This window comes from Mycobacterium shigaense, assembly GCF_002356315.1.
GTDB classification, from domain to species: Bacteria; Actinomycetota; Actinomycetes; order Mycobacteriales; family Mycobacteriaceae; genus Mycobacterium; species Mycobacterium shigaense.
Map to the genome: position 1 here is coordinate 3,624,096 of NZ_AP018164.1, position 24,130 is coordinate 3,648,225.

General features: G+C 66.8%; 21 protein-coding genes. 9 read left to right on the forward strand and 12 right to left on the reverse strand.

What is annotated here, in order from left to right:
• The first annotated feature begins 58 nt into the window (after positions 1-58).
• The 3 genes from MSG_RS16985 to MSG_RS16995 all read left to right on the forward strand — a co-directional run bounded on the left by MSG_RS16985 (position 59) and on the right by MSG_RS16995 (position 4,635).
• Complete coding sequence (locus tag MSG_RS16985; protein WP_096444625.1) at positions 59-1,117, forward strand: NAD(P)H-dependent amine dehydrogenase family protein; 1,059 nt, start codon at positions 59-61, stop codon at positions 1,115-1,117.
• Between the two features lie 144 nt (positions 1,118-1,261).
• A complete protein-coding gene (locus MSG_RS16990; RefSeq protein ID WP_096444626.1) occupies positions 1,262-1,699 on the forward strand; it encodes an MmpS family transport accessory protein in 438 nt (145 codons plus the stop codon).
• Positions 1,696-4,635 (forward strand): MMPL/RND family transporter, encoded by a 2,940-nt coding sequence (locus MSG_RS16995; protein WP_096441360.1) that lies wholly within the window; start codon positions 1,696-1,698, stop codon positions 4,633-4,635. The genes MSG_RS16990 and MSG_RS16995 overlap by 4 nt, the downstream gene beginning before the upstream one ends.
• Here MSG_RS16995 and MSG_RS17000 read toward each other — a convergent pair.
• From MSG_RS17000 to MSG_RS17045, 10 genes are all read right to left on the reverse strand, one after another.
• Positions 4,618-5,454 (reverse strand): DegV family protein, encoded by an 837-nt coding sequence (locus MSG_RS17000; RefSeq protein ID WP_096441362.1) that lies wholly within the window; start codon positions 5,452-5,454, stop codon positions 4,618-4,620. The genes MSG_RS16995 and MSG_RS17000 overlap by 18 nt on opposite strands.
• 2 nt (positions 5,455-5,456) lie before the next feature.
• On the reverse strand, positions 5,457-6,308 hold the full coding sequence (octT, locus tag MSG_RS17005) for a diglucosylglycerate octanoyltransferase (RefSeq protein WP_096441364.1): 852 nt from the start codon (positions 6,306-6,308) through the stop codon (positions 5,457-5,459).
• Positions 6,298-6,972, reverse strand: coding sequence for a glucosyl-3-phosphoglycerate phosphatase (gpgP, locus tag MSG_RS17010; RefSeq protein WP_096441366.1), 675 nt, complete (start codon positions 6,970-6,972; stop codon positions 6,298-6,300). The genes octT and gpgP overlap by 11 nt, the downstream gene beginning before the upstream one ends.
• Positions 6,969-7,367, reverse strand: a complete 399-nt coding sequence (gene rsfS / locus MSG_RS17015; RefSeq protein ID WP_096441368.1) for a ribosome silencing factor — start codon at positions 7,365-7,367, stop codon at positions 6,969-6,971. The genes gpgP and rsfS overlap by 4 nt, the downstream gene beginning before the upstream one ends.
• A complete protein-coding gene (gene nadD, locus MSG_RS17020) occupies positions 7,364-7,996 on the reverse strand; it encodes a nicotinate-nucleotide adenylyltransferase (RefSeq protein WP_096441370.1) in 633 nt (210 codons plus the stop codon). Before nadD ends, rsfS begins: the two co-directional genes overlap by 4 nt.
• Positions 7,997-8,113: 117 nt before the next feature.
• Complete coding sequence (locus tag MSG_RS17025; protein ID WP_096441372.1) at positions 8,114-9,562, reverse strand: vWA domain-containing protein; 1,449 nt, start codon at positions 9,560-9,562, stop codon at positions 8,114-8,116.
• Between the two features lie 18 nt (positions 9,563-9,580).
• Positions 9,581-10,456 carry an AAA family ATPase gene (locus tag MSG_RS17030; protein ID WP_096441374.1) on the reverse strand — a complete coding sequence of 292 codons (876 nt, stop codon included), beginning with the start codon at positions 10,454-10,456 and terminating at the stop codon, positions 9,581-9,583.
• A gap of 37 nt (positions 10,457-10,493) precedes the next feature.
• On the reverse strand, positions 10,494-11,741 hold the full coding sequence (locus MSG_RS17035; RefSeq protein ID WP_096441376.1) for a glutamate-5-semialdehyde dehydrogenase: 1,248 nt from the start codon (positions 11,739-11,741) through the stop codon (positions 10,494-10,496).
• Positions 11,742-11,760: 19 nt separating this feature from the next.
• Positions 11,761-13,203 carry a mechanosensitive ion channel domain-containing protein gene (locus tag MSG_RS17040; protein ID WP_096441378.1) on the reverse strand — a complete coding sequence of 481 codons (1,443 nt, stop codon included), beginning with the start codon at positions 13,201-13,203 and terminating at the stop codon, positions 11,761-11,763.
• A complete protein-coding gene (locus tag MSG_RS17045) occupies positions 13,203-15,266 on the reverse strand; it encodes an adenylate/guanylate cyclase domain-containing protein (protein ID WP_096444627.1) in 2,064 nt (687 codons plus the stop codon). The genes MSG_RS17040 and MSG_RS17045 overlap by 1 nt, the downstream gene beginning before the upstream one ends.
• 293 nt (positions 15,267-15,559) lie before the next feature.
• Between MSG_RS17045 and MSG_RS17050 the strand changes: the two genes are divergently transcribed.
• Positions 15,560-16,438 carry a ribokinase gene (locus tag MSG_RS17050; RefSeq protein ID WP_096441380.1) on the forward strand — a complete coding sequence of 293 codons (879 nt, stop codon included), beginning with the start codon at positions 15,560-15,562 and terminating at the stop codon, positions 16,436-16,438.
• A gap of 36 nt (positions 16,439-16,474) precedes the next feature.
• Here MSG_RS17050 and MSG_RS17055 read toward each other — a convergent pair whose 3' ends face one another.
• Entirely contained in the window at positions 16,475-17,290 is an 816-nt protein-coding gene (locus MSG_RS17055) for a GntR family transcriptional regulator (RefSeq protein WP_096441382.1), read from the reverse strand.
• 79 nt (positions 17,291-17,369) lie between these two features.
• On the opposite strand from MSG_RS17055, the gene MSG_RS17060 reads away from it, so the two are divergent.
• The 5 genes from MSG_RS17060 to MSG_RS17080 are packed head-to-tail and all read left to right on the forward strand — an operon-like array spanning position 17,370 to position 22,044.
• Positions 17,370-18,800 carry an MmgE/PrpD family protein gene (locus MSG_RS17060; protein WP_096441384.1) on the forward strand — a complete coding sequence of 477 codons (1,431 nt, stop codon included), beginning with the start codon at positions 17,370-17,372 and terminating at the stop codon, positions 18,798-18,800.
• A 10-nt stretch (positions 18,801-18,810) separates the two neighbouring features.
• Positions 18,811-19,704: an isocitrate lyase/PEP mutase family protein gene (locus tag MSG_RS17065; RefSeq protein WP_096441386.1), complete on the forward strand. Its 894-nt coding sequence runs from the start codon at positions 18,811-18,813 to the stop codon at positions 19,702-19,704.
• A complete protein-coding gene (locus MSG_RS17070; RefSeq protein ID WP_096441388.1) occupies positions 19,695-20,942 on the forward strand; it encodes a 3-isopropylmalate dehydratase large subunit in 1,248 nt (415 codons plus the stop codon). Before MSG_RS17065 ends, MSG_RS17070 begins: the two co-directional genes overlap by 10 nt.
• The gene (locus tag MSG_RS17075; RefSeq protein ID WP_096441390.1) at positions 20,939-21,499 is read left to right on the forward strand and encodes a LeuD/DmdB family oxidoreductase small subunit; all 561 of its coding nucleotides are present in this window, start codon (positions 20,939-20,941) and stop codon (positions 21,497-21,499) included. The genes MSG_RS17070 and MSG_RS17075 overlap by 4 nt, the downstream gene beginning before the upstream one ends.
• Positions 21,499-22,044: a YbhB/YbcL family Raf kinase inhibitor-like protein gene (locus MSG_RS17080; RefSeq protein WP_096441392.1), complete on the forward strand. Its 546-nt coding sequence runs from the start codon at positions 21,499-21,501 to the stop codon at positions 22,042-22,044. The genes MSG_RS17075 and MSG_RS17080 overlap by 1 nt, the downstream gene beginning before the upstream one ends.
• Here the strand turns inward: MSG_RS17080 and MSG_RS17085 are convergent.
• Positions 22,041-24,083 (reverse strand): NAD(+) synthase, encoded by a 2,043-nt coding sequence (locus tag MSG_RS17085; protein ID WP_096441394.1) that lies wholly within the window; start codon positions 24,081-24,083, stop codon positions 22,041-22,043. The two genes, MSG_RS17080 and MSG_RS17085, sit on opposite strands and share 4 nt — an antisense overlap.
• Between the last annotated feature and the right edge of the window lie 47 nt (positions 24,084-24,130).

The following is a 24,130-nucleotide window of genomic DNA, read 5'->3' on the forward strand; positions in this document are numbered from 1 at the left end:
AACGACGCGCAACCGCGGTTCGCATAATGAGTGAACCCGCACCGGCAAAGGAGCCATGATGACCACAATCAGCACCGACCGTCCGTTGCGCGTGATTCAGTGGACGACCGGCAACATCGGCCGGCGGTCGCTGCACGCCATCATCGGCCGCGACGACATGGAGCTGGTGGGCGTCTATGCCCACGGCGCCGACAAGGTCGGTGTCGACGCCGCCGAGCTGGCCGGCTGGCCGGATCCGACCGGGGTGACGGCCACCAACGACATCGACGCGCTGATCGCGCTGGGCGCCGACGCCTGTTGCTATAACCCGTTGTGGCCCAGCGTCGACGAGCTGGTCCGGCTGCTGGAGTCCGGGGTCAATGTATGCTCCAGCGCGGCCTGGATCACCGGTGGCAAGCAGACGCCGCAGGACCGCAAGCGCATCGAGGACGCCTGCCACAAGGGCAACACCACCATCTTCGGCAGCGGCGCTCACCCCGGGATAACGAACATGGTCGGCATGGTGCTGTCGGCTTCGTGCGAGCGCGTCGACGAAATCCGGATCACCGAGTCGGTGGACTGCTCGACTTACGAGTCCGCGGAAACCCAGACCGCCATGGGCTTCTCGCAAGACCCCGAGACCCCCGGTCTCGCGGAGAACGTGCGCCGGGAAAGCGAGGTCTTCGCCGAGTCGGCGGCAATGATGGCCGACGCGATCGGGGCGAAGCTGGACAGGATGACCTTCGACGTCACGTTCACCGCCGCCACCGGTGACTCCGACCTGGGCTTCATGAAGATCCCCGCGGGAACTGTCGGCGGAGTCTACGGCTACCACCGCGGCTGGCAGGGCGACCGCAACGTCGTCAGCGTCGGCTTCAACTGGACCATGGGCAGTCACGTAAAGCCGCCCAAGCCACTCGAGCACGGCCACGTCATCCAGGTTTTCGGGCTGCCCAACATGCGCACGGTCCTGCACTGCCTGCCGCCGAAAGACTGGACAGAACCCGGATTCATGGGGTTGGGAATGATTTACACGGCCATGCCGGTTACCAATGCCGTCCCGGCGGTGGTGGCCGCCGCACCCGGGATAATGACGCTTGCCGATTTGCCGCCGGTAACCGGTCGCGTCGCACCCTGACGCTATGGCGTTTGCCACACGGAGTGTACCCGGAGGAACGGTTCCGTGCCTTAAGGTCTAGAGTACTTAGCCGAGCAAATTGTCGGTCGACAACCAGTGTTGCCAAGGGCGGTGGTCCGCAGCGGCGAGCGGAAGGCGGTCAAGATGGGTGCCATATCCCGGGCGCTCAGGAGAGCGTGGATACCCCTGTTGTTGGTGGTGGTACTTGCCACGTCGACCCTGGTGGTATCGCGCCTGCACAGAATTTTCGGGTCCGAGGACCTCAACGCGAATGCGGGCAAGGGGATCGAGATCGTGCAATTCAATCCGAAGGTCGTCGTCTACGACATCTCCGGCCCACCGGGATCCACCGCGAACATCAATTACTGGGACGAGAACGCCAACACCCACCAGATCAACGATGCCCCACTGCCCTGGTCGACGACCATCTCGACGACGTTGCCATCGGTGAGCGCCAACATCATGGCGCAAAGCGACGGCCGCACGATCAGCTGCAAGATCACGGTGGACGGCGTGGTCCGCGATAGCCAAAACTCCGACGGCCACAACGCCCAGACCTTCTGCCTGGTGAAGTCCGCATGACCGACATCGACAAGGCCGAGCGCGACGCCAGCGCGGCGGATACCGGCCCGATCAAGACCGCCAAGAGCCCCAGCATGGCCGACCGCGGCCACCGCCCCTACCTCCCCCACGCGGTCCGGATCTTCGCGATACCGATCATCCTGATCTGGGTTTTCGTCACGGTCCTGGTGAACGTCATCGTTCCCACCCTGGAGGTCGTGGGCGAGGCGCACTCGGCGCCGATGACCCCGCTGGACGCGCCGTCGATGAAGGCGATGATGCGGATGGGCCATAACTTCCGCGAATTCGATTCCAACAGCACGGTGATGATCGTGCTGGAGGGCCAGCAACCCCTGGGCCCCGACGCACACAAGTACTACGACAAGCTGATTCGCGATCTGCGCGCGGATCCCAAGCACATTCAGCACATTCAGGACTTCTGGGGTGACCGGCTGACGGCGGCCGGCGCGCAGAGCGCCGACGGCAAGGCCGCCTATGTGCAGATCAACCTCGCCGGTAACCAGGGCACCACGCTGGCCAACGAGTCGGTGGATGCCGTCCGCAAGGCCATCGAGGAGAACAAGGCGCCGCCCGGCGTGAAGGCCTACGTCACCGGTCCCGCCGCGTTGTCCGACGACATGCACATCATCGGTAACGCCAGCCTGGCGACGATCACGCTGTTCACCCTGGGCGCGATCGCGATCATGCTCCTGCTGGTCTACCGGTCCATCGTCACCACGTTGGTCCAGCTGTTCATGACCTTTGTCGCGTTGGCGTGTGCGCGGGGTGTCGTCGCGGTTCTGGCGTATCACAACGCATTTGGGCTCACGACGTTCGCGGCGAACATCCTCACCATGCTGGCGATCGCCGCGGGAACGGACTACGGCATCTTCCTGGTCGGCCGCTATCAAGAGGCCTTGTCGGCGGGCGAGGATCGAGAAGACGCGTACTACACCACCTTCAAGGGCGTGACCCCGGTCATCTTGGGCTCGGGCCTGACGATCGCCGGCGCGACCTATTGCCTGAGCTTTTCGCGGTTGCCGTGGTTCAACACTATGGGCGCGCCCGTGGCGATCGGCATGCTGGTCGTGGTGCTGGCCGGAATCACGCTGGGCCCCGCGGTGGTTTTCATCGGCAGCCGCTTCCACCTCTTCGAGAGGCAGGCCAAGCGCGGCCGGCTGTGGCGCCGGGTGGGTACCGCCGTAGTACGTTGGCCCGCACCGATTTTGGCCGTCAGCGCCGCCGTCGTGCTGGTCGGCATGATCGCCCTGCCGAGCTTTCACACCAGCTACAACGACCGGCATTATCTGCCGCTGTCGGCCCCGTCCAACCAGGGGCAGGAAGCCGCGAACCGGCACTTCTCCGAGGCGCGGATGAACCCCGACCTGTTGATGGTCGAGTCCGACCACGACATGCGCAACCCGGCCGACATGCTGGTGCTCGACCGGGTCGCCAAGAACGAGATGCGCACGCTGGGCATCGCGATGGTCCAGGACATCACCCGGCCGCTGGGCATTCCGATTCAGCACAGCTCGATACCGTTCCAGAACAGCATCCAGAGCCAGACCACGATGCAGAACATGGGCTTCCTCAAGGAGCGCATCGCCGACATCCTCAAGATGGCCGACGACCTGCAGACGCAGATCGACACCTCCCAGCGCCAGTACGAGGTGTCACTGGATCTGGCCAACGCAGCCGACGACAGCGCGAAGACCACGGCGGTGACGTCGCAGATCACCGACAGCCTGCGAGATCACATCGCGGATTTCGACGACACGTTCCGGCCGGTCCGCACGTACTTCTACTGGGAGAAGCACTGCTACGACATCCCGATCTGCATCGGGTTGCGGTCCCTGTTCGACACCTTCGACGGTTTCGACCAACTCGCCGAACAGTTCCACTACCTCACGACCGACATCCAGCACACCGCCAAGGCCTCACGCGACCTGACGGCGCTGTTCCCCACTTTGATCACAACGCTGAAGACGACCCGGGGCATCACGTTGACGCTTTACCAGACGTTCAAGGCGATGATCGATCAGATGGAGGCGATGAGCAACACCGCCATCGTGATGGGGCAGAGCTTCGACAACTCCAAGAACGACGATTTCTTCTATCTGCCGCCGGAAGCCTTCGACAACCCCGATTTCCAGACGGGTCTGCGCATGTTCCTGTCGCCGGACGGTAAGTCGGCACGGTTCTTCATCACCCATCAGGGCGATCCGATGTCGCCGGAGGGCATCGCCCGGGTCGACGCCGAACGCACCGCCGCGCAGGAGGGGCTGAAGCAGTCGTCGCTGTCGGATGCCCGGGTGTATCTCGGCGGAACCGCCGCGACGTTCAAGGACATGGCCGACGGCGAGAAATACGACCTGATGATCGCGGTGGTGTCGGCGCTGACGCTGATCTTCATGATCATGCTGCTGCTCACCCGAAGCGTGGTGGCCGCGTTGGTGATCGTGGGCACCGCGGCCAGCTCGATCGCGGCGTCATTCGGTCTTTCCGTGCTGATTTGGCAGGATCTGTTCGGCATCCGCATCCACTGGATCGTGATGGCGCTGTCGGTCATCATCCTGTTGGCCGTCGGATCCGACTACAACCTGCTGCTGGTCTCCCGATTCAAAGAGGAGATCCATCACGGGCTCAAGACGGGGATCATCCGATCGATGGCCGGCACGGGTGGAGTGGTGACGGCGGCCGGGCTGGTGTTCGCTTTCACGATGGCGGCGATGCTGGGCAGCGAACTGCGGGTGTTGGGGCAATTCGGGTCCACGGTCTGCATCGGCCTGTTGCTCGACACCCTGATCGTGCGAACGCTGCTGATGCCGTCGATCGCCACGCTGCTCGGACGCTGGTTCTGGTGGCCGCTGGTCGTGCACCCGCGCGGCGACTACGGTCGTCGGCCCGTGCCCGCTGCCGCTCCCGTGGCGCCGGCCGCGTCAGGCGCCCGGAGCTAGGTCCAGGCACACCGCGACGGCGCCGGGGCCCACATGCACCCCGAGCACCGGTCCCAACGAGGTGACGATCGCCGGCTGGCATGCCGGGAGCTGCCGCGCCAGCGCGGCCGCCACCTCGTCGGCCCCGTCCGGGTTGACGACGTGGTGCACCGCCAGCGCCGCGACGCCGTCGCCGACGACCTCGCAGACCCGGTCGAGCATCGCAGTGGTCGCTTTGCTCACCGTCCGGACCCGTTGCGCCAGAACCAGTTTGCCGTCCTCGATGCACAGCAGTGGCTTGAGCGAGAGCGCGGTGCCCAGCCACGCCTTGGCGCCGCCGATCCGCCCGCTGCGCCGCAAGTTGTCCAATCCGTGCACCACGATGAACGCGCGGCCGCGGACGACGGCCGAATTCGCCGCGTCAGCAACGGAATCCAGGTCGCCGCCCGCGGCCGCGGCACGCGCGGCGGCCAGCGCGACAAATCCGGTGCCCATTGCCGCCGATTTCGAGTCGACGACCCGCACCGCCGGCCCGATCTCGGCCGCGGCCCGCACGGCCACCCCATACGTGCCCGACAGTGCCGACGAAATGTGCACCGCCACCACGCCGTCGCCGTCGCTGTCGGCCAGGGCCTGGCGGTAGGCGGCTTCGAGCTCGGCGGGAGTGGCCGCCGCGGTCGTTGCTTGGTGTTCGTAGATTTCGTCGGGAATCTCGTCCACACCGTCGCGCAGGTCAGCGCCGTCGAGCAAAACATGCAGCGGGACAACGCGGATCGCCCACCTGCTCAGCAGATCGGCTGGCAGACGCGCTGACGCATCCGTCACCACCACGACGGGCATGGTCAGCCGCGCGGTTTCTCGGTCGCCACGCCGGCCTGATCGCGCGGCTCCTCCTCATCGCGCTGCGCGCTCTGCATCGTCACCACGCCGGCCTGATCGCGCGGCTCCTCCTCATCGCGCTGCGCGCTCTGCATCGTCACCACGCCGGCCTCGGCCAGCGCCTTGAGCATCAGCTCCGCGACCGCCCGGTGGGCCTCGAAATTCCAGTGGATGCCATCGGGATTACCCCGCCCGGTCATCACTTGTTCGGCCACCGCGGCCTTGAGGTCCACCAAGGGCACGTCGTGTTGCTGGGCCCATTCGGTGATCGCGGCTACCGTGCCGGTGCGGCCGTGATGAGCCTTGCCGTACGTCTCGGCGATATGCACCGACGGCAGCGATGCCACAACCGGAATGCCGGGGCGGTTGAAATCGATTGCGGCCCTGGTCTGTTCGAGATACTCTGCGGTCAGGTGCGGCGGCAGCGCCGGCCGAGCCAGCGGCGAAAACCTCGGCTGCAACCAGCCGTAGCCGTCGCGGACCCAGCGCCGCAGCCACGGTGGGCGCACATAGCGGATCAGCTCCCGTAACGCGGTCGGCAACACAGACGGCAACGAGTCCATCCCGCTGGTCGCGAAAATCACCGCGCCCGCCCGCGGCAACGCCGCCCACGCCCGCGGATCCTGGGTCGCCGCCCACCAGACGTCGCGGCAGGTCCAGCCGATGCGCCCGATCAATTCCATGTCCCAATCGAGTTGCGAGGCAACAAGGTTCGGCCAGATGCGCGGGTCGTCGGCGGGCAGCCCGCCGGTCGGGCCATAGTAGGACAGGGAGTCGGCAAAGATCAGCAGCGTGGGCCGTACGTCAGAGCACATCGTTGGATACCTGCGCAGAGGCGTTCCACACATCGAGACGCCAACGGATGCCGTCCAGGTCGGCGACGCCGTCGTCGGAATGACCCGACAGCTGTACCCAACTGGCATTGCCCATACCGCCCAGGACCGGCCAGTTGGCGACCGGAAGCCTCAGCAGCGCGGCCACCAAGGCCGCGATCAGGCCGCCGTGGGCCACCAGCACCACCGGCCGGTCCGGTTCGGCGAGTTCGCCCCATTCCGGTTCGCCGGACACCAACTCCGCGACCAGCGGCACGCTGCGCGCCGCGACGTCGACCCGGCTTTCCCCGCCGTGGGGCGCCCACGTCGCATCGTCGCGCCACGCCAGCCGTGCGCCGGGCGCCAGCGCGTCAACTTCGTTGTGCGACAAGCCCTGCCAGTCGCCGAGGTGAGTCTCGCGCAGCCGCCGGTCCACCCGGACCCGCAGCCCGGTCCGCTCCCCCAACTTGAGCGCGGTGTCGTAGGCGCGATGCAGATCCGACGACACGATCAGCAACGGTTGCAGCTTGCCCAGCACCTCTGCCGCGGCGACGGCTTGGGCGCGGCCCAGCTCGGTGAGCGCGGAGTCCAGCTGCCCCTGCATGCGGCTATCGGCATTGAAGTCGGTTTGGCCGTGTCGCAACATCACCAGACGACGGATGGTCATGGCGCGCTCGCCGAATCCTGCGAGTCTCCCGGATCGTCGGTCAACTTGACGGGCACCGCGGGGCAATCGCTCCACAACCGGTCCAGGGCGTAGAAGTCGCGGTCGTCCTGATGCTGAATGTGCACGACGATGTCGCGGTAATCCAGCAACGTCCAGCGCCCCTCTCGAGTGCCTTCGCGGCGGGCCGGCTTGTAGCCGGCTTCGCGCATCTTCTCCTCGACCTCGTCGACGATGGCGTTGACCTGTCGCTCGTTGGACGCCGAGGCGATTACGAAGCAGTCGGTGATCACCAGCTGTCCCGAGACGTCGATGACGACGACGTCGTCGGCCAGCTTGGCCGCCGCCGCGTTCGCCGCCACCGTCGCCATGTCGACGGCTTCCCGGGTCGCGCTCACGCCGGTCCCTCGTCACCCGGCTTGGTGTAAAGCCGGCGCTTGGAGACGTATTGCACGACACCGTCGGGCATCAGATACCACAGCGGCCGGCGCTCCAGGGCGCGCTGGCGGCAGTCGGTCGACGAGATCGCCAGGGCGGGGATCTCGACCAGGGTCAACGCGTCCTTGGCCAGCTCGCCGACGGCCTCGGTGATGTGCTCGTGGTGCAGCTCGTAGCCAGGGCGGCTGACCCCGACGAACCGCGCCAACTCGAACAGCACCTCCCAGCCCTGCCAGGACAGGATCGACGACAGCGCGTCGGCGCCGGTGATGAAGAACAGCTCCGAATCCGGGTTGACGACCCGCAGGTCCTGCAGGGTGTCCTTGGTGTAGGTGGGGCCATCGCGGTCGATGTCGACACGGCTCACCGAGAACCGCGGATTGGAAGCCGTGGCGATCACCGTCATCAGGTAGCGGTCCTCGGCGGCCGAGACCCGCCGCGTCTTCTGCCACGGCTGACCGCTGGGCACGAACACCACTTCGTCGAGGTCGAACAGGTCGGCCACCTCGCTGGCGGCGACCAAGTGGCCGTAATGGATGGGATCGAACGTCCCACCCATAACTCCCAGCCTGCGACGGCGCTTTTGCACGATGTGCCAGCTTACCGGGCTGTCCGGATGGCCCGGTGCCGCGGCGGTGTCACCTGGAGCCTCATCAGCCGCTGCGCCGGCAGGAATGCGTGGTGCCCGTCCCTCCGAGCGCCGGCCTCACACCGGCAGCAGCTGGTCGATGACGGAGGCCAGCTGCTTGGCGGAGCGGCATTCGTGCATGGTGATCACGTTTTGATACCGCGGCACCGCGGAATCGCCGCTGCCCCACAGGTGTCTGGGCTCGGGGTTGAGCCAGTGCGCGTGACGGCTGGCGGTGACCATGTCTTCCAGGATGCCGAGCGCCGGGTCGCGGTAGTTGGTGCGGCCGTCACCAAGGATCAACAGCGAGCTGCGCGGCGACAACACATTCGGGTTGGCCTGCACGAACGACTCGAACGCGTTGCCGTAGTCGGAGTGGCCGTCGCGACTGTACACGCCCGCCTCGCGGGTGATCCGCTGGATCGCCACGGCCAGGTCGCACTCCGGGCCGAACATGTGCGTCACCTCGTCGGTGGTGTCGATGAAGGCGAACACCCGCACGCGCGAAAACTGTTGCCGCAGTGCATGCACCAGCAGCAGAGTGAAGTGGCTGAAGCCGGCGACCGAACCCGACACGTCGCACAGCACCACCAGCTCCGGGCGCGCCGGGCGCGGTTTTGCCAGCACGACGTCGATCGGCACACCGCCAGTCGACATGGACTTGCGCAGCGTCTTGCGCAGGTCGATCGCGCCGGCGCGGCTGCGGCGCCGGCGGGCCGCCAGCCGGGTCGCCAGCGTGCGGGCCAACGGCGCCACCACCCGCTGCATCTGGCGCAGCTGGTCGCCGGAGGCGCGCAGGAACTCGACGTTCTCCGAGAGCTGCGGAATGCCGTACATCTGGACGTGGTCGCGGCCCAATTGTTCGGCGGTGCGACGCTTGGTTTCGGCGTCGACCAACTTTCGAAGCTGCGATATGCGCTGTGCGGCAAGCGCTTTGGCGATCTGCTCCTGTGTCGGCGTGGGCTCGTCGCCGTACGGGGCGAGCAGTCCCGCCAGCAGCTTGCCCTCCAATTCGTCCAGGGCCATCGCTTTGAGCGCCTGGTAGGACGAGAACGACGGGCCGCGGCTGGAGCTGTATTTGCCGTAGGCCTCGACGATTCGCGCGATCATGGCGACCAGGCGCTCGTCCATGTCGGCGAGCTCGGGGTTGTCGGCAAGCAGATTCACCAGCATCTCGCGCATCGCCTCGACGTCGTCGTCGGGCAGCGCGCCGTCACCGGAGGCCGCGCCCGACTCGTCGTCGGCGACGACCGTCCGCTCGCCCAGCGCCGCGGGGAACCACAGGTCGAACATCGCGTCGTAGGTCTCGCGGTGGTCGGGCCGGCGCAACACCGCGCAGGCCAGGCCCTCGCGGAGCACGTTGCGATCGCCCAGGCCGAGCGTGGCCATCACCCGTCCGGCGTCCACCGTCTCCGACGGCCCCACCGAAATCCCGCTGGCGCGAAGCGCTTCCACAAACCCCACCAAGTGGCCCGGCAGCCCGTGCGGGGCCAGCGGGCGGGAGGGACGGACTCGGCGGATGGCCATTTGTGTTGAGCCTCTTCCCTAATTGAGCCGGAGCTCCCCGGACGCGCGCTGCTGATCCGACTGGTGTTTGAGGACCACGCCCAGCGTCTGGGCGACGACCGCGTCGTCAATGGTGTCCAGACCCAGCGCGAGCAAGGTGCGGCCCCAGTCGATGGTCTCGGCGATCGACGGCACCTTCTTGAGCTGCATTCCGCGCAGCACTCCGATGATGCGCACCAACTCCTCGGCCAGGTGCGCGGGCAGCTCGGGCACGCGGGACAACAAGATGCGACGCTCCAGGTCGGGGCTGGGGAAGTCGATGTGCAGGAACAGGCAGCGACGCTTGAGCGCCTCGGACAGCTCGCGGGTCGCGTTGGACGTCAGCAGCACGAACGGTGTCCGGCTGGCGGTGATGGTCCCGAGTTCGGGGACCGTCACCGCGAAATCGGAGAGCACCTCCAGCAGCAGGCCCTCGATTTCGATGTCGGCCTTGTCGGTCTCGTCGATCAGCAGCACCGTCGGGTCGGTGCGCCGGATGGCGGTCAGCAGCGGACGCTGCAGCAGGAACTCCTCGCTGAACACGTCGTCTTTGGTGGCCTGCCAGTCGCCGGAGCCGGCCTGGATGCGCAGGATCTGCTTGGCGTGGTTCCACTCGTAGAGCGCGCGCGCCTCGTCGACACCCTCGTAGCACTGCAGCCGAACCAGGCCCGCGCCGGTGGCCTGCGCGACGGCACGGGCCAACTCGGTCTTGCCCACTCCGGCCGGGCCCTCCACCAGCAACGGCTTGCCCAGCCGATCGGCCAGGAAAACCGCCGTCGCGGTGGCGGTGTCCGGCAGGTAGCCGGTCTCAGCCAGCCGTCGGGCGACGTCGTCGATGTCGGCGAAAAGCGGCGCGGGTCGGGCGGGCACACTCACGATTCAATTCTCCTAAAGCCTTCTCGGCGCGGGGTTTTCAGGCCGGACGGATCTGGCCGTCGCCCCACGCAATCCATTTGGTCGAAGTCAGTTCCGGCAGCCCCATCGGGCCCCGCGCGTGCAGCTTCTGGGTCGAGATGCCGATCTCGGCACCGAAACCAAACTGCTCACCGTCGGTAAACCCCGTCGAAGCGTTCACCATCACCGCCGCCGAATCGACCCCATCCGTAAACCGTTGCGCCGCAGCCATGTTGCTGGTGACGATGGCTTCGGTGTGGCCGGTGCCGTACTCGTTGATGTGGGCGATCGCCTCGTCCACCCCGTCGACGACCGCCACCGCGATCTCCATCGCCAGGTATTCCCGGCGCAGGTGGTCCTCTCCCGCGTCCAGGTGCACGGTGACGCCCGCATCCTGCAGGGCAGCCACCAGCCGGGGCACCGCCTGCTCGGCAATCGCGGTGTCCACCAGCAGGGTCTCGGCGGCGTTGCACACGCTGGGCCGCCGGGTTTTGGAGTTCAGCAGGATTCGTTCCGCCACATCCAGATCGGCGCCCTCGTGCACATACACGTGACAATTGCCCACACCGGTCTCGATGGTGGGTACCTGCGCGTCGCGGACCACCGCGTCGATCAGGCTCGCTCCCCCGCGCGGAATGACCACGTCGACGAGTCCGCGGGCCTGAATCAGATGCGTGACGGTCGAGCGATCGTCGGCCGAAAGCAGCTGGACCGCGTCGGCGGGCAGGTCCTCGCTGACCAGCGACGTGCGCAAGACGTCGACGAGTGCCTGATTGGACCTCGCTGCCGACGAGCTGCCCCGCAGCAGCACCGCGTTCCCGGACTTCAGTGCCAGGCCGAAGGCATCGACGGTGACGTTGGGCCGGCCCTCATAGATCATCCCGATCACGCCAAGCGGAACCCGCTGCTGACGCAGCTGCAGGCCGTTGGGCAGCGTGTAGCCGCGCAGCACCTCCCCGACCGGGTCGGGCAGCCCGGCCACCTGACGCAGCCCGGCGGCTATCCCCTCCACCCGGGCGGGGTCCAGGGCCAACCGGTCCAGCATCGCCGTCGAGGTGCCCGCGTCGCGCGCCGTCTTCAGATCCTCGGCGTTGGCCGAAAGAATCCGCTCGGTGTTCGCCACGATCGCTTGGGCTGCGGATTTCAGGGCCTGATCCTTGGCAACCGTCGGCAACAACGCCAGCACACGCGACGCCACCCGGGCACGCCGCGCCGCATTGTGCACCTCCTGGCGCAAGTCAGGACGCGACGGTGCTTGCAGACTCATTTATCCAGCGTAACGGGCTTTAGCGGGTCACGTTAAGCGGGCCGCTGTTGACGGACCGCTTCTCCACCAGCTCACCGCGCCCCACCTCACGCACCTTGCTCTGCCGTTCGTCGAGGATGTGACCAAAGTCCTGCAGCAGCAACGGTTCACGCATCACCATGGCCTCCAGGTGTTCGCGGTCGATCACCAACGCGGTCACCTCCTCGAGCGCATACGCGCTGGCGAGGTTGGGCTGCCGCGTCAGCGCGGTCAATCCGAGAAACTCGCCCTCCTCGAGAGTGCTGATCTCCACGACCGACCCGTCCTCGGCCGTGGCGGACAACCGAACCCGGCCGCTGACCAGGAACGTCATCCCCGACGGCACCTCGCCGGCGTACTCCACGGTCTCGTCGGCCCCATAACGCACCATCCGCGCACTGGACTGCAGCGACTGCTGATCGGCCACGCTCAGCCGCAGTACCGGCGCGACCACGGTGCGCAGCGCGAATTCGATGCGCTCGCGGGTCGAGAAGTCGTCATCGGCACCGTCGAGATGCAGCTCCTCGCGGCGCGCGGCGTACCAGATCCAGCGCAGGAACGTGGCGCGCGCACCGCCCTCGTCGGCGGGCGAATTCAGCCCGATGCTGGTCGAATACTCGCCGCCTCCGGCCGGCACCGAGCGGGGCTCGCTGCCGGCCTTGAGCTGCGGCAACCCGCCGGCGACCCGTGACAGCATCGCGCATACCTGGTCGGGCGCATCGGCGGTCGAAAACGTGGTCTTGATGGTCAACTTGTGCTTGCCCGGCGGGCGGCTCAGGTTGGTGAACGGCGTGCTGGCCAGCACCGAGTTCGGGGTGATCCGCGTCCCGCCGCCCGTATCGATGTGGACGGCGCGCCAGTTCACCTCGACGATGCGTCCGCGTGCCGTGGACGTATCGAGCCAGTCGTTGATGCGGAAGGGCTGCTCGAACAGCATGAACAGGCCCGACACGATCTGGCCGACCGAGTTCTGCAGCATCAGGCCGATGACCACCGAGGTCACGCCCAGCGCGGTGAACAGCCCGCCCACCCGGACGCCCCAGACGTAGGACAGGATCAGCGTCAGCCCGACACCGATCAACGCGAACCGGGCGACGTCGATGAAAATGGTGGGCAGTCGTTTGCGCCAGCTGTTTTCGGGCGCGCCCTCGAACACGGTGGCGTTGAGCCCCGACAACAGCAGCACCAACACCAGGAACCCGAATGCGGTGCTCAGGATTCGCACCAGGCCGTCGCCGGACGGCATCTGCGCCGCGTTGACGAGCAACAACAGCAGGGCACCAAGCGGCCACAGGAAGTTCCGCACCAGGCCCACCTGGCGGGCCAGGCGGCTGCGACGCCGGATGAGGGCATGATGCAGTTCGGTCAGCAGGATGATTCCGACCGGTAATCCGAGCGCGACCCCGACCGCCCAGTGGAACCACGAGCTGTGAAATGCGTTCATTACCGCTCCAATAGCCGGTAGATCGGCTGATCGGTGCCGCCGACCGAGATGGTGCCGGCCGGTGCGAATTGCCGGACATCCTCCAGTACCTGATGCACCTGCGAGCTGACGTAGATACCGGGTTGCGGCGCGCCACTGTTCATTTGGTGTGCCAGGTTCACCGCACCGCCCCACATGTCGTAGACCAGGCTGGACCGGCCCACCAGCCCGCTCACGACGTTGCCGGTGTTGATGCCGACCCGCAGCCTCAGTTCGTGACCGGTTTGACTGTTGAACCGATCGATGATCTGGCGCATTTCGAGGGCGAACTCGACACTGCGGTGGATGCTGTCCAGGCGTGGCGTGACGACTCCGCAGCTGGCCAGATAGCCGTTGTGGAAGGTTCGGATCCGTTCGACCCCGCGGGCTTCGGCCGCCGCGTCGAATTGCCGGAACAGATCGTCGACGATCCCGACGAGCTCGTCACCCGACATGGTGTTGGACATCTCGTCGAGCCCCACGATGTCGGCGAAGATGATGGTGACGTCCTGGTGTTGTTGGGCGATGGTCTGCTGACCCTCCCGATACCGTTGCACCATCGACTCGGGCATCAGCGCCAGCAGGAGCCGGTCGTTCTCCTTGCGCTGCTCGGCGAGCAACTCTTCCTTGAGCGCCAGATTGCGACTCATTTCGTTGAAAGCCGCAGTGAGGTCACCGATTTCGTCACGCGAGACCACCGGGATGTTGACCTCGTAGTCGCCGGAGCTGATCTTCTGCGTTCCCGCCTGCAGCCGCCGCACCGGCCGCAGCAGTAATTGCGCGAGCACCATCGAGGCCACGCACACGACGAAAATCATCACCGAGACGGCGATCACCAGCGATTTACTGAATCTGGCCAGCCGCGCAAAGGCATCGGAGTCGTCCCGCGTCGCCAGGATCGACCAGTGCAGATCGGAGTCCGGCACACTCACCGGCGCATAGGCTTCCAGTTCCCGATTGCCCGTGTAGTCCGTGCCGTCGACGGTTCCCTCCCGTCCCGCCTGCGCCGCGCGCAGACCAGCGCTCGGGACCGGCTGCACGAGCGTGGTGCCACCCAACCGGATCGCCTTGTCCACCACGCTGGCCGGCGTCCCGGCGCCCATCACTTCACGTCGATATTCCTGCGGATCCTCTAGGAAAAGCCTTGAATCAGAGCGCATTAGATTGTCGGGTCCGGCCAGGTATGTCTCGGTCGACGGACCCATGCCCGCGTTGTCCCACTGCTTGTCGGCGGTCATGATCCGGTTGATCTTGGAGACGGGCAGCGGCAGCGCCATCACACCCACCGTCCTGCCGTTCTGGCCGACCGGCGACACCGCCCACGCGGTGGGGACATCAAGCTGCGGCTGATACTGCTGAAAGTCGGTGATCCAAGTGAAGTCCACGTCGTTGGATCGCACGGCGTCTTGATACGCATCGCGCAGATTGGACCCGCGGTAGGGGCCGGTGAGGATGTTCGTGCCTAGGTCGGGCCCCTTTTTCACCGAATAGATGACGTTGCCCTGCAAGTCGAGCAGCAACGCGTCCGGATATTCGAAGAGAGAGACGATGTCGCGAAAGAAGTAGTCGTAGCGCGCATTCGCGGCCGACCATGCGCTGCCGTCACCCGCGTCTCTGGCTGGCATCGCATCGGGGCCGGAGCGCGGCGGCGCGGTGTAATAGGCTTGCAGGTACTTCTGCGCGTTGGACGTCGGGAATATCGAGTTGAGGTCGAGCTCGTTTCCGGTGAGCTGTTTGATGGGTTCGATCATCTTGGTGGTGTAATAGTCGACCAGCGCCTGTTCCTGGGCGGGGCTGATGGTCGCGTTGCCCAGTTGCCCGAAGGCGGCGGTGAACGCCCCGGTCGCCTCGTTGGCGCTGAACGAATCGCTGAACACGATGAGCGCGTCCTTCAATTCCTTGAACAACGCCTCCACCTGCCGTCGCTGTGACTCGCGCAATTCGACCAGCCGCTCGCCTTCGACTTCTCGCAACGCGGAGCGGCCGGACGTAGCCCCGATGAACCCGATGACCGCGATCGAAAAGATGCTGCAGACCAACAGCATCAGCAGGAGTTTGGACTGGACACCGATGCGGAGAGAATGCCGGCGGCGCAGCTTCAGCGTCTTGTGGAGATCACTTCCTGGCGCCGACGGTTCCTCGGTCGCGGCGGCTGCACCGTCCTTGCTGGAGGCGGGTTTGGCGTCTGCCAACTGGCTCGATGTCACCGCAGCCCACTTTCCTCGGGGGAATCCAACATCGCTAACGCAGCAGACTAGCGCGCAGGGGCGAAGATATTGGCGATTGCGCGCCGCAATTACCGCCGAGGTGCAGGGCAGACGCGACTAACGTTGGCGAGATGGCGCGGGTTTGCGTGGTGGGCAGCGTCAACCTGGACCTGACCGTCGACGTCGATGCCCTGCCCCGCCCAGGCGAGACGGTGCTGGCGTCGTCGTTGACCTACACCCCTGGCGGCAAAGGCGGGAATCAGGCCGTGGCCGCGGCGCGCGCGGGTGCCCGGGTGCAGTTCGTCGGCGCCGTCGGGGATGACCCCGCCGCCGAAAATTTACGAGCGCATCTGCTGTCCAATGGCGTCGGGCTGGACGGAACCATTACCGTGCCGGGGCCGAGTGGCGCGGCGATCGTGGTCGTCGATGCCCGCGCCGAGAACACCATCGTGGTGGCGCCCGGCGCCAACGGGCAGCTGCGCCTGGATACCGCGGACCTCCCCGCCGTCATCGCCGACTGCGATGTGTTGTTGACGCAGTTGGAGATTCCGGTGGCCGCGGCGGTGGCGGCGGCAGGCCGGGCCCGCTCGGGCGGGGCGGTCGTCATGCTCAACGCGTCACCGGCCGGCCGGGACCGGAGTTCGCTGGCGGAGTTGGCCGCGATCGCGGACCTGGTGATCGTCAACGAGGCCGAAGCGCAAGACTGGCCCTGGCGGCCGACTCACCTGGTGACCACACTCGGTGCCCGCGGCGCCCGCTGCGTGAGCGCCGACGACGAGTTCTGGGTGCCGGCGCCTGAGGTCGATCCGGTGGACACCTCCGGTGCCGGTGATGTCTTCGCCGGGGTGCTGGCGGCGAACTGGCCGGGCAACCCGGGCACCCGGGCCCAGCGACTGGCCGCGGTGCAGCGGGCCTGCGCCGCCGCGGCGCTCTCCACCCTGATGCCCGGCGCCGGTGACTGCGCACCGTGCGCGGCGGCTATCGACGCGGCGTTGGCCAAGGACACCTGACGGGCGCGGCAATCCCGTTGCGAGTCAACAGCATCGCTAGCGTGCGCCCCGATCCACATCGTGGGCGATCGTCAGACCGTCGGCGAACTGGAGCTCGTCGGCCGTCTGGTTGAGCAGCACCCGACTGCGGCTCGGCGACAACAACGCCGACAGGTGATGGTGCGGCGCCCCGGCCGCGAACACCAACCGATTGACGCGCAGCAACGCCGCTCCGATCGCGGTGTCGAGGAGCTGGGCGTTCCGCGGGCCGGCGATCTCGGCGGTGATTTCGTGTCGCACCCGATCGATCACCACCCCAGCATCCGAGAGCAATTCGTAGAGCGGCGAGCGACACAGCGCGGCATCGGTCAACGTGCCGGCGAGCGCGGCCGGCAGCCAAACGTCGGTGACCATCAGCGGCTCGCCGGTGCGACGCTGCCGGCGCACCCGCACGATGTGCAGCAGTTCCGCGGACATCTCGAGCGCCTCGGCGATGGCCCGGGGTGGGCGGCGCACTTCGAGCTCGACTACGTCGACCTCGGTTTCGAACTGGGTCTGGCGCAGCCCCTCCAGGTAGGAGCGCCCCGGCGACGATTCGTCCGCCGGACCATGTTGGCGCACAAAGGAACCGACGCCGTGGCGACGCTCGATGTAACCGTGTTCGGCGAGGTCGGCCAGCGCGCGGCGCACCGTGATGCGCGAAACCCCGAACTGGTCGCACAGCGTCTGCTCGGTGGGCAACGCCTTGCCGGGCGCCAGGACGCCGCGGTCGATCTCGTCGTGCAGCACCAAGTACAGCTGGCGGTGCAACGGCACGCCCGCGGCGGTGGATACCGCGCCGGCCTTTTCGCTGGTCTCGCGCACGTCGGTCATGTTTCCACATCGATTCCCTTGCGCCCGATAACGAGTTGTTATATGTATATAACAACTCGTTGCGTTCCCAGGGAGGGCGATGACCGCGGTGCAGCAGCACAACGCCACCGATCCGGCGGGCCCGACCGGGCAATTGGTCGGCTGGGTCGCCGATCTCCGGCTCGACGACGTGCCCGCACCGGTGCTCGAGCGGGCCAAATACCTGCTACTCGACGGCCTGGGTTGCGCACTGGTCGGCGCCCAGCTGCCGTGGTCACGGGTGGCCACCGACGCTGTCCTCGGCCTGGAGGGCCCCGGCGACACCGTCATCATCGGCACCGGCCGTACCGCCGGCGCCCCCGCCGCTGCGGTGCTAAACGGCACCTTCATCCAAGGATTCGAACTCGATGACTTCCACCCGCTGGCCCCCCTGCACAGTTGCTCGCTGCTCCTCCCCGCCCTGCTCTCGACGGCGTCGGTGCGGGGGCAGCCGACGACGGGCGCGGAGTTTCTGCTCGCGGCCATCGCCGGCTTCGAAGTCGGACCGCGCGTCGGCCACACCCTGCACGGAGTGCAGATGCTCGACCGCGGCTGGCACTCGGGTTCGGTCTTCGGCACACATTCGGCGGCCACGGCGTCGGGCAAGCTGCGCGGGCTGAAACCGGAGCAGCTGGAGGACGCACTCGGCCTGGCCGCTACGCAGTCGGCGGGACTGATGGCCGCGCAGTACGAGGCGATGAGCAAACGCATGCATCACGGCCTGGCCGCACGCAACGGGTTTTACGCCGCTGGCCTTGCCGCGGCCGGCTACACGGGCATCAAGCGGGTGTTCGAGCGCGAATACGGCGGTTTTCTCAGTGTTTTCGGTGAGGGCCACGATCCCGATGCGTCGCTGCTGACCGACCAGCTCGGCCGGCGATGGGAGACCACGGTCATCATGGTCAAGTCGTACGCCGCGATGGGCGGCCTGCACGGCGCCATCGACGCAGCCAGGCAGCTGCGTCAAAATATTGACCCACAAAATATTTCGAAGATCGACATCACCGTTGGCGAGACCATCTACAAGCACGGCTGGTGGCCACCGGAACGGCCGCTCACCCCGATCGGTGCGCAGATGAACCTCGGCTATGCCACCGCCGCGGCCCTGCTGGACGGCAACGTGTTACCGGAGCAGTTCACCGCGGCCCGGCTGGACGCCGAAGACATCTGGTCGTTGATCTCGGCCACGTCGGTCCATCTGGACGAGTCGCTGGCGCGGGGCGCCATCACCGAGCGCTACCGCACCGACTTCTCGGTGACCACCCGCGACGGGCAGCTGCACCACGCTCGCATCGTGGCGCCGCACGGCGCACCCGGCGACCCCGTCACCAACGACGAACTCGTCGAGAAGTTTCACGCGCTGGCCGACCGGGTCACCAACCGAGCGCGTGCCGGGGCGATCGAGCACGCGGTGATCGGACTCGAGAACCTCGACGACATCGGTGACCTCATCGACTCGCTCGCCGCGCCCGTCGCCGGCGCACTGGACTGAAAGGACGGATATGCCCACCACACCGGCGCGTCAGCGACTGCGCGAGCTGTTGGATGCGCGCGAATTGATCATTGCGCCAGGCGTTTTCGACGGCATCTCAGCACAGCTGACCAAGCGGACCGGGCACGCCGCGGCGTACATGACCGGCGCCGGCGTCGCCGCCTCCGGGTTCGGGTTGCCCGATATCGGGCTGGTCACCGCGAGCGAGATGGCCGACCGGGCCCGGATCATCAGCGGCGCGCTGGGCGACGTCCCGTTGATCGCCGATGCCGACACCGGCTACGGCGCTCCGATGAACGTGGTGCGCACCGTCCGCTCCTACGACGTGGCGGGCGTGGCCGCAATTCAGTTGGAGGATCAGGTGTTTCCCAAGCGGTGCGGGCATCTGCCGGACAAGAAGGTAGTCGACGCCGCGGTCTTCGAACAGACGCTGGCGGCTGCCCTCGATGCCCGGTCGGACGACAGCCTGCTCATCGTGGCCCGCACCGACGCGCGCGCCCCGCTGGGACTCGACGAAGCGATCGAACGGGCCAACCGCTACGCGCAAGCCGGAGCCGACGTCATCTTCATCGAGGCGCCGCAAAGCGTGGACGAAATCGAGCGCATAAGCCGCGAGGTGGAGGCTCCCTTGCTGATCAACCTGGTGCTGGGAGGCTTGACGCCGCTGGAGTCGGCGCCGCGGCTGCAGGAGCTCGGTTACGCGATCGCCATCCATCCGGGCAATCTGCTGATGCACGCGACCTTCGCCATGCTGCAAGACCTTTGCGAACTCAACGGAGGCTCAACAGAACAGGCTGCAGCCCTCCTGCCGACCAGCCCCGCTGACTTTTTCAACCTTGTCGGTATGGCCGAGTGGCTGGAACTCGACACCACCTACGCAGGCAAGGGCCCGTCATGGGTATGACCATCATCGAAAAGATCCTCGCGCGCAAAGCCGGTCGGCGGTCGTTGGCGCCCGGCGACACCGTCGTGGTGGAGGTCGACATGACCGTGCTCATCGACTTGCAGTTCGCCACGATGTGGGTCCAGCCCAACCGGATTCACGATCCCGACAAGCTGGCGATCGTGATGGATCACGCTGTACCGGCACCCACGATCAAGGACGCCGCCGGCGGTCCGCAGGCTCGCAAGTTCGCCGCCGAATTCGGCATCGAACGCTTTTATGACGTCGGCCGGCACGGCATCTGCCACCAGGTGATCGCCGAGAACGGCCTGGCGCGGCCCGGAGAGGTATTGGCCTGCACGGATTCTCATACGTGCGCCGCGGGCGCCTACAACACCGCAGCCCGCGGGCTGGGGCCGGCCGAGATCTATTCGATCATGTGTACCGGCGCCACCTGGTTCCAGGTCGCACCCACGGTCCGGTACGAACTGGGCGGCGCCAAGCCGGATGCGGTGAGCGGCAAGGACATTTTCTTGCACATTGCCAACGAGTACGGCGAGGCAACCAACATGAACCTCGAATTCGGCGGGGCCGGACTTGCCGGCATCCCGATGCACGACCGACGGACCATCGCGACCCAGGGCGCCGAGATATCGGCGGACTTCAGCACCTTCGAAGCCGACGACGTGTTGGCCGGTTTCCTGGACGACGCCGGCGCCACGGGGTACACCGCGGCGGCACCGGATCCCGACGCCACCTACCACGATGTCCGGCACATCGACCTCGCCGCACTGCAGCCCTACGTCGCCCGCCCGGGCACCATCAGCCGCAACGGGCTGCCGGTGTCGCGGCTGGGCCGCCAACGAATCGACCAGGCCTTCATCGGGTCGTGCGCCAACGGGCAGCTCGAGGACCTCGAGATCGCCGCGCAGGTGTTGCGCGGCAACACCGTAGCCGCCGGGGTGCGCCTGCTCGTCACGCCCGCCTCCCAGGAGGTCTACCGCCAGGCCATGCGACTGGGCTACCTGCAGGACATCGCCGACGCCGGAGGTGTCGTCACCAATTCGACCTGCGGCGCCTGCTTCGGCTATCACATGGGTGTCGTCGGGCCCGGCGAGGTGTGCATCACGTCCAGCACCCGCAACTTCACCGGCCGCATGGGCAGCACCGAGGCAGAGATCTTCATGGCTTCGCCGGCGACCGTCGCCGCATCGGCGATCACCGGATACATCACCGACCCGAGGAGCGTGGGGACATGACGCTGACCTTCAGCGGGAAGGTGTGGGTGTTCGGCGACAACCTCAACACCGACGCGATGTATCCGGCGTTCGCAATGAAGATGGATCCGCCCGAGGCGGCCAAACACATCTTCTACGAGGTGCGCCCAGGCTGGACCGACGAGGTCTCGCCGGGTGATATAGTGCTGGCCGGCAAGAACTTCGGGCTCGGCTCGTCGCGCCCGGTCGCCTCCCTGTTCACCGAGCTGGGCGTCGCCGGGCTCGTCGCCGAGGAGTTCAACTCGTTGTTTTTCCGCAATGCCGTCAACGCCGGCCTGCCGGCCATGACCCTGCCCCAGGCCACCGCCGTGTTCAGCGAGGGTGACACCGGCACCTTCGATCTGCGCGAGGGTAGTTGGCGCAACGACACCACCGGGGAGTCCGGCACGGTGAGCACGCTGCCCAACCTGGTGCTCGACATCATCGAAAGTGGTGGCGTCATGCCCCGATTGGCAGCCCAGGGTTATCTTCCCCCCGAACTTGGCGAGCTGCTGCGCTCGAGCACGGTCGCGATGCGCGGCGCGGGAAGCGGTGCGTGATGGCGATACCGGGCCGGTTACTGCGGCACGTCCGGTCCAACGCGACGCGCAGTCCGTTGTCGCGCAGCGCCTTTGCCGCGCCACGATCCATCGCGGTCACCAGTGCGACCTTCGCCGACGGCGGCTCGCTGCCCAGATCGAGTGCCGGTAAGGGCGTCGGCGACAATACGTCGCCTCAGCTGCGCTGGGAAGGCGTGCCACCCGAGACCCGACAGTTGGTGCTGATCATCGACGACCTGGATGTGCCGCTGCCCCGACCGCTGTTGCATACCGTCGCAGTGATCGAGCCGACCGTGCCCGGTGTCGAAGCGGGGGCTCTGTCGCCGGGCACGTCCGGGATGCGCTTCATCCGAGCGGGTCTGGGCAATCGCGGTTATGCCGGTCCGCGGCCCATCCCCGGCCACGGCCCGCACCATTACCGGTTCCTCGTGTTCGCGATCGACCGGCCTATCGCGGACGGCGTCGACAAGCCCAAAGCCCTGCTGGCCGCGATGGCCGGACACGTGCTGGCCTGGGGCGTGCTGACCGGCACCTACCAACGCTAGTACTCGGGAACCTCGCGGTCGATCTCGTCGAGCCAGATGCGCGCCGACATGTCGGAGGGGGCGCGCCAATCGCCGCGCGGCGACAACGCACCCCCGTGCGAAACCTTGGGCCCGTTGGGCAGCGCCGAGCGCTTGAACTGACTGAACGAGTAGAACCGCTGGACGAAGATCCGAAGCCAGTGCCGAATCTCTTTGAGCGAGTAGGACGGCCGCTTGTCTTCGGGGAACCCGGCCGGCCAGTTGCCGTACTCGGGGTCGCTCCAAGCATGCCAGGCCAAAAAGGCGATCTTCGATGGCCGGAACCCGAAGCGCAGCACATGAAACAGCGAAAAATCCTGCAGCGCGAACGGGCCGACCTTCGCCTCGCTGCTTTGCAGCTCTTCCTCCTCCCCACTGGGCACCAGCTCCGGGGTGATCTCGGTGTCGAGCACCGACCGCAGCACCCTGCCCACCTCGGAGTCGAACTGGTGCGACGCGATGATCCAGCGGATCAGATGCTGGATCAGCGTCTTGGGTACCCCGGCGTTGACGTTGTAGTGCGACATCTGATCGCCGACACCGTATGTCGACCATCCCAGTCCGAGTTCGGAGAGGTCGCCGGTGCCCAGCACGATGCCGCCCCGCTGATTTGCCAGCCGGAAAAGGTAGTCGGTGCGCAAACCCGCCTGGACATTTTCGAAGGTGACGTCGTAGACCTTTTCGCCGCGGGAGAACGGATGATCCATCTGCTTGAGCATCAGCTCGGCGGTCTCGCGGATGTCGATCTCGGCAAACGTCACGCCCAGCGCTCGGCACAGGTCGACCGCATTGCGTTTGGTGTGATCCCCGGTCGCGAAGCCGGGCAGCGTGAACGCGAGAATGTCGCTGCGCGGGCGGTTTTCGCGGTCCATTGCGCGGGCTGCGACGATCAGCGCATGCGTCGAGTCCAGGCCGCCGGAGATTCCGATGACGATCTTCGGAAAGTTCAGCGCGCGCAGCCGCTGTTCGAGGCCGGACACTTGGATGTTGTAGGCCTCGTAGCAATCCTGTTGCAGCCGGCGGGGATCGGCGGGTACGAACGGGAAGCGTTCGACCTGGCGGTACAGCCCGATGTCGCCGCCGGGGGGGTCGAGCCGGAACTCGATGCGGCGGAAAGACTCCGACGAGGCACGGTGGTGGCGGCGGTTGTCGTCGAAGGTACCCATCCGGAGGCGCTCGGCGCGAAGCAGTTCGGTGTCGACGTCGGCGACCGACCGTTGCCCGCCCTTGGGGAAGCGCTCTGACTCGGCGAGCAGCACCCCGTTCTCGTAGATCATGGTCTGGCCGTCCCACGCCAGGTCGGTCGTCGATTCCCCTTCCCCCGCGGCGGCATAGACGTAGGCGGCCAGGCATCGCGACGACGCCGAGCGGGCCAGCAGGCTGCGGTCCTCGGCGCGGCCGATCGTGATCGGGCTGCCCGACAGGTTCGCCAGCACCGTTGCACCCGCCAACGCGGCCTGCGCGCTCGGCGGAATGGGCACGAACATGTCCTCGCAGATTTCCACGTGCAGCACGAAATCGGGAAGATCGGACGCGGCGAACAGCAGATCCGGTCCAAACGGGGTGTCGATGTCGCCGATGCGGATGATGCCGCGTTCGCCGTCGCCGGGCGCGATCTGGCGGTGCTCGTAGAACTCCCGGTAGGTGGGCAGGTACGACTTCGGCGCTACTCCGAGCACCGCGCCGCGGTGAATGACCACGGCGGTGTTGTAGATGCGCTGGCGGTAGCGCAGCGGGGCGCCTACCACCAGGACCGGCAGCAGCTCGGCGGCTGCGGCGACCAGCTCGAGCAGGGCGGTCTCGACGTCGTCGAGCAACAGGTCCTGCAGGACAATGTCCTCGATCGAGTACCCGGACAGCGTCAGCTCGGGGAAGATCGCCAGGCCGACACCGTCGTCGTGGCATTCGCGGGCCAACCGCAGCACCGAAGCCGCATTGGCCGTCGGATCACCGATCGTGGTCCGGTGTGTGCATGCCGCAACGCGGACAAAGCCCTGGCTGTAACTGTTGTAGAAGTCCATCGCCCTTCCATTGTCGCTCGGCCAGTGTCAACAAGTATTCGCCGGGT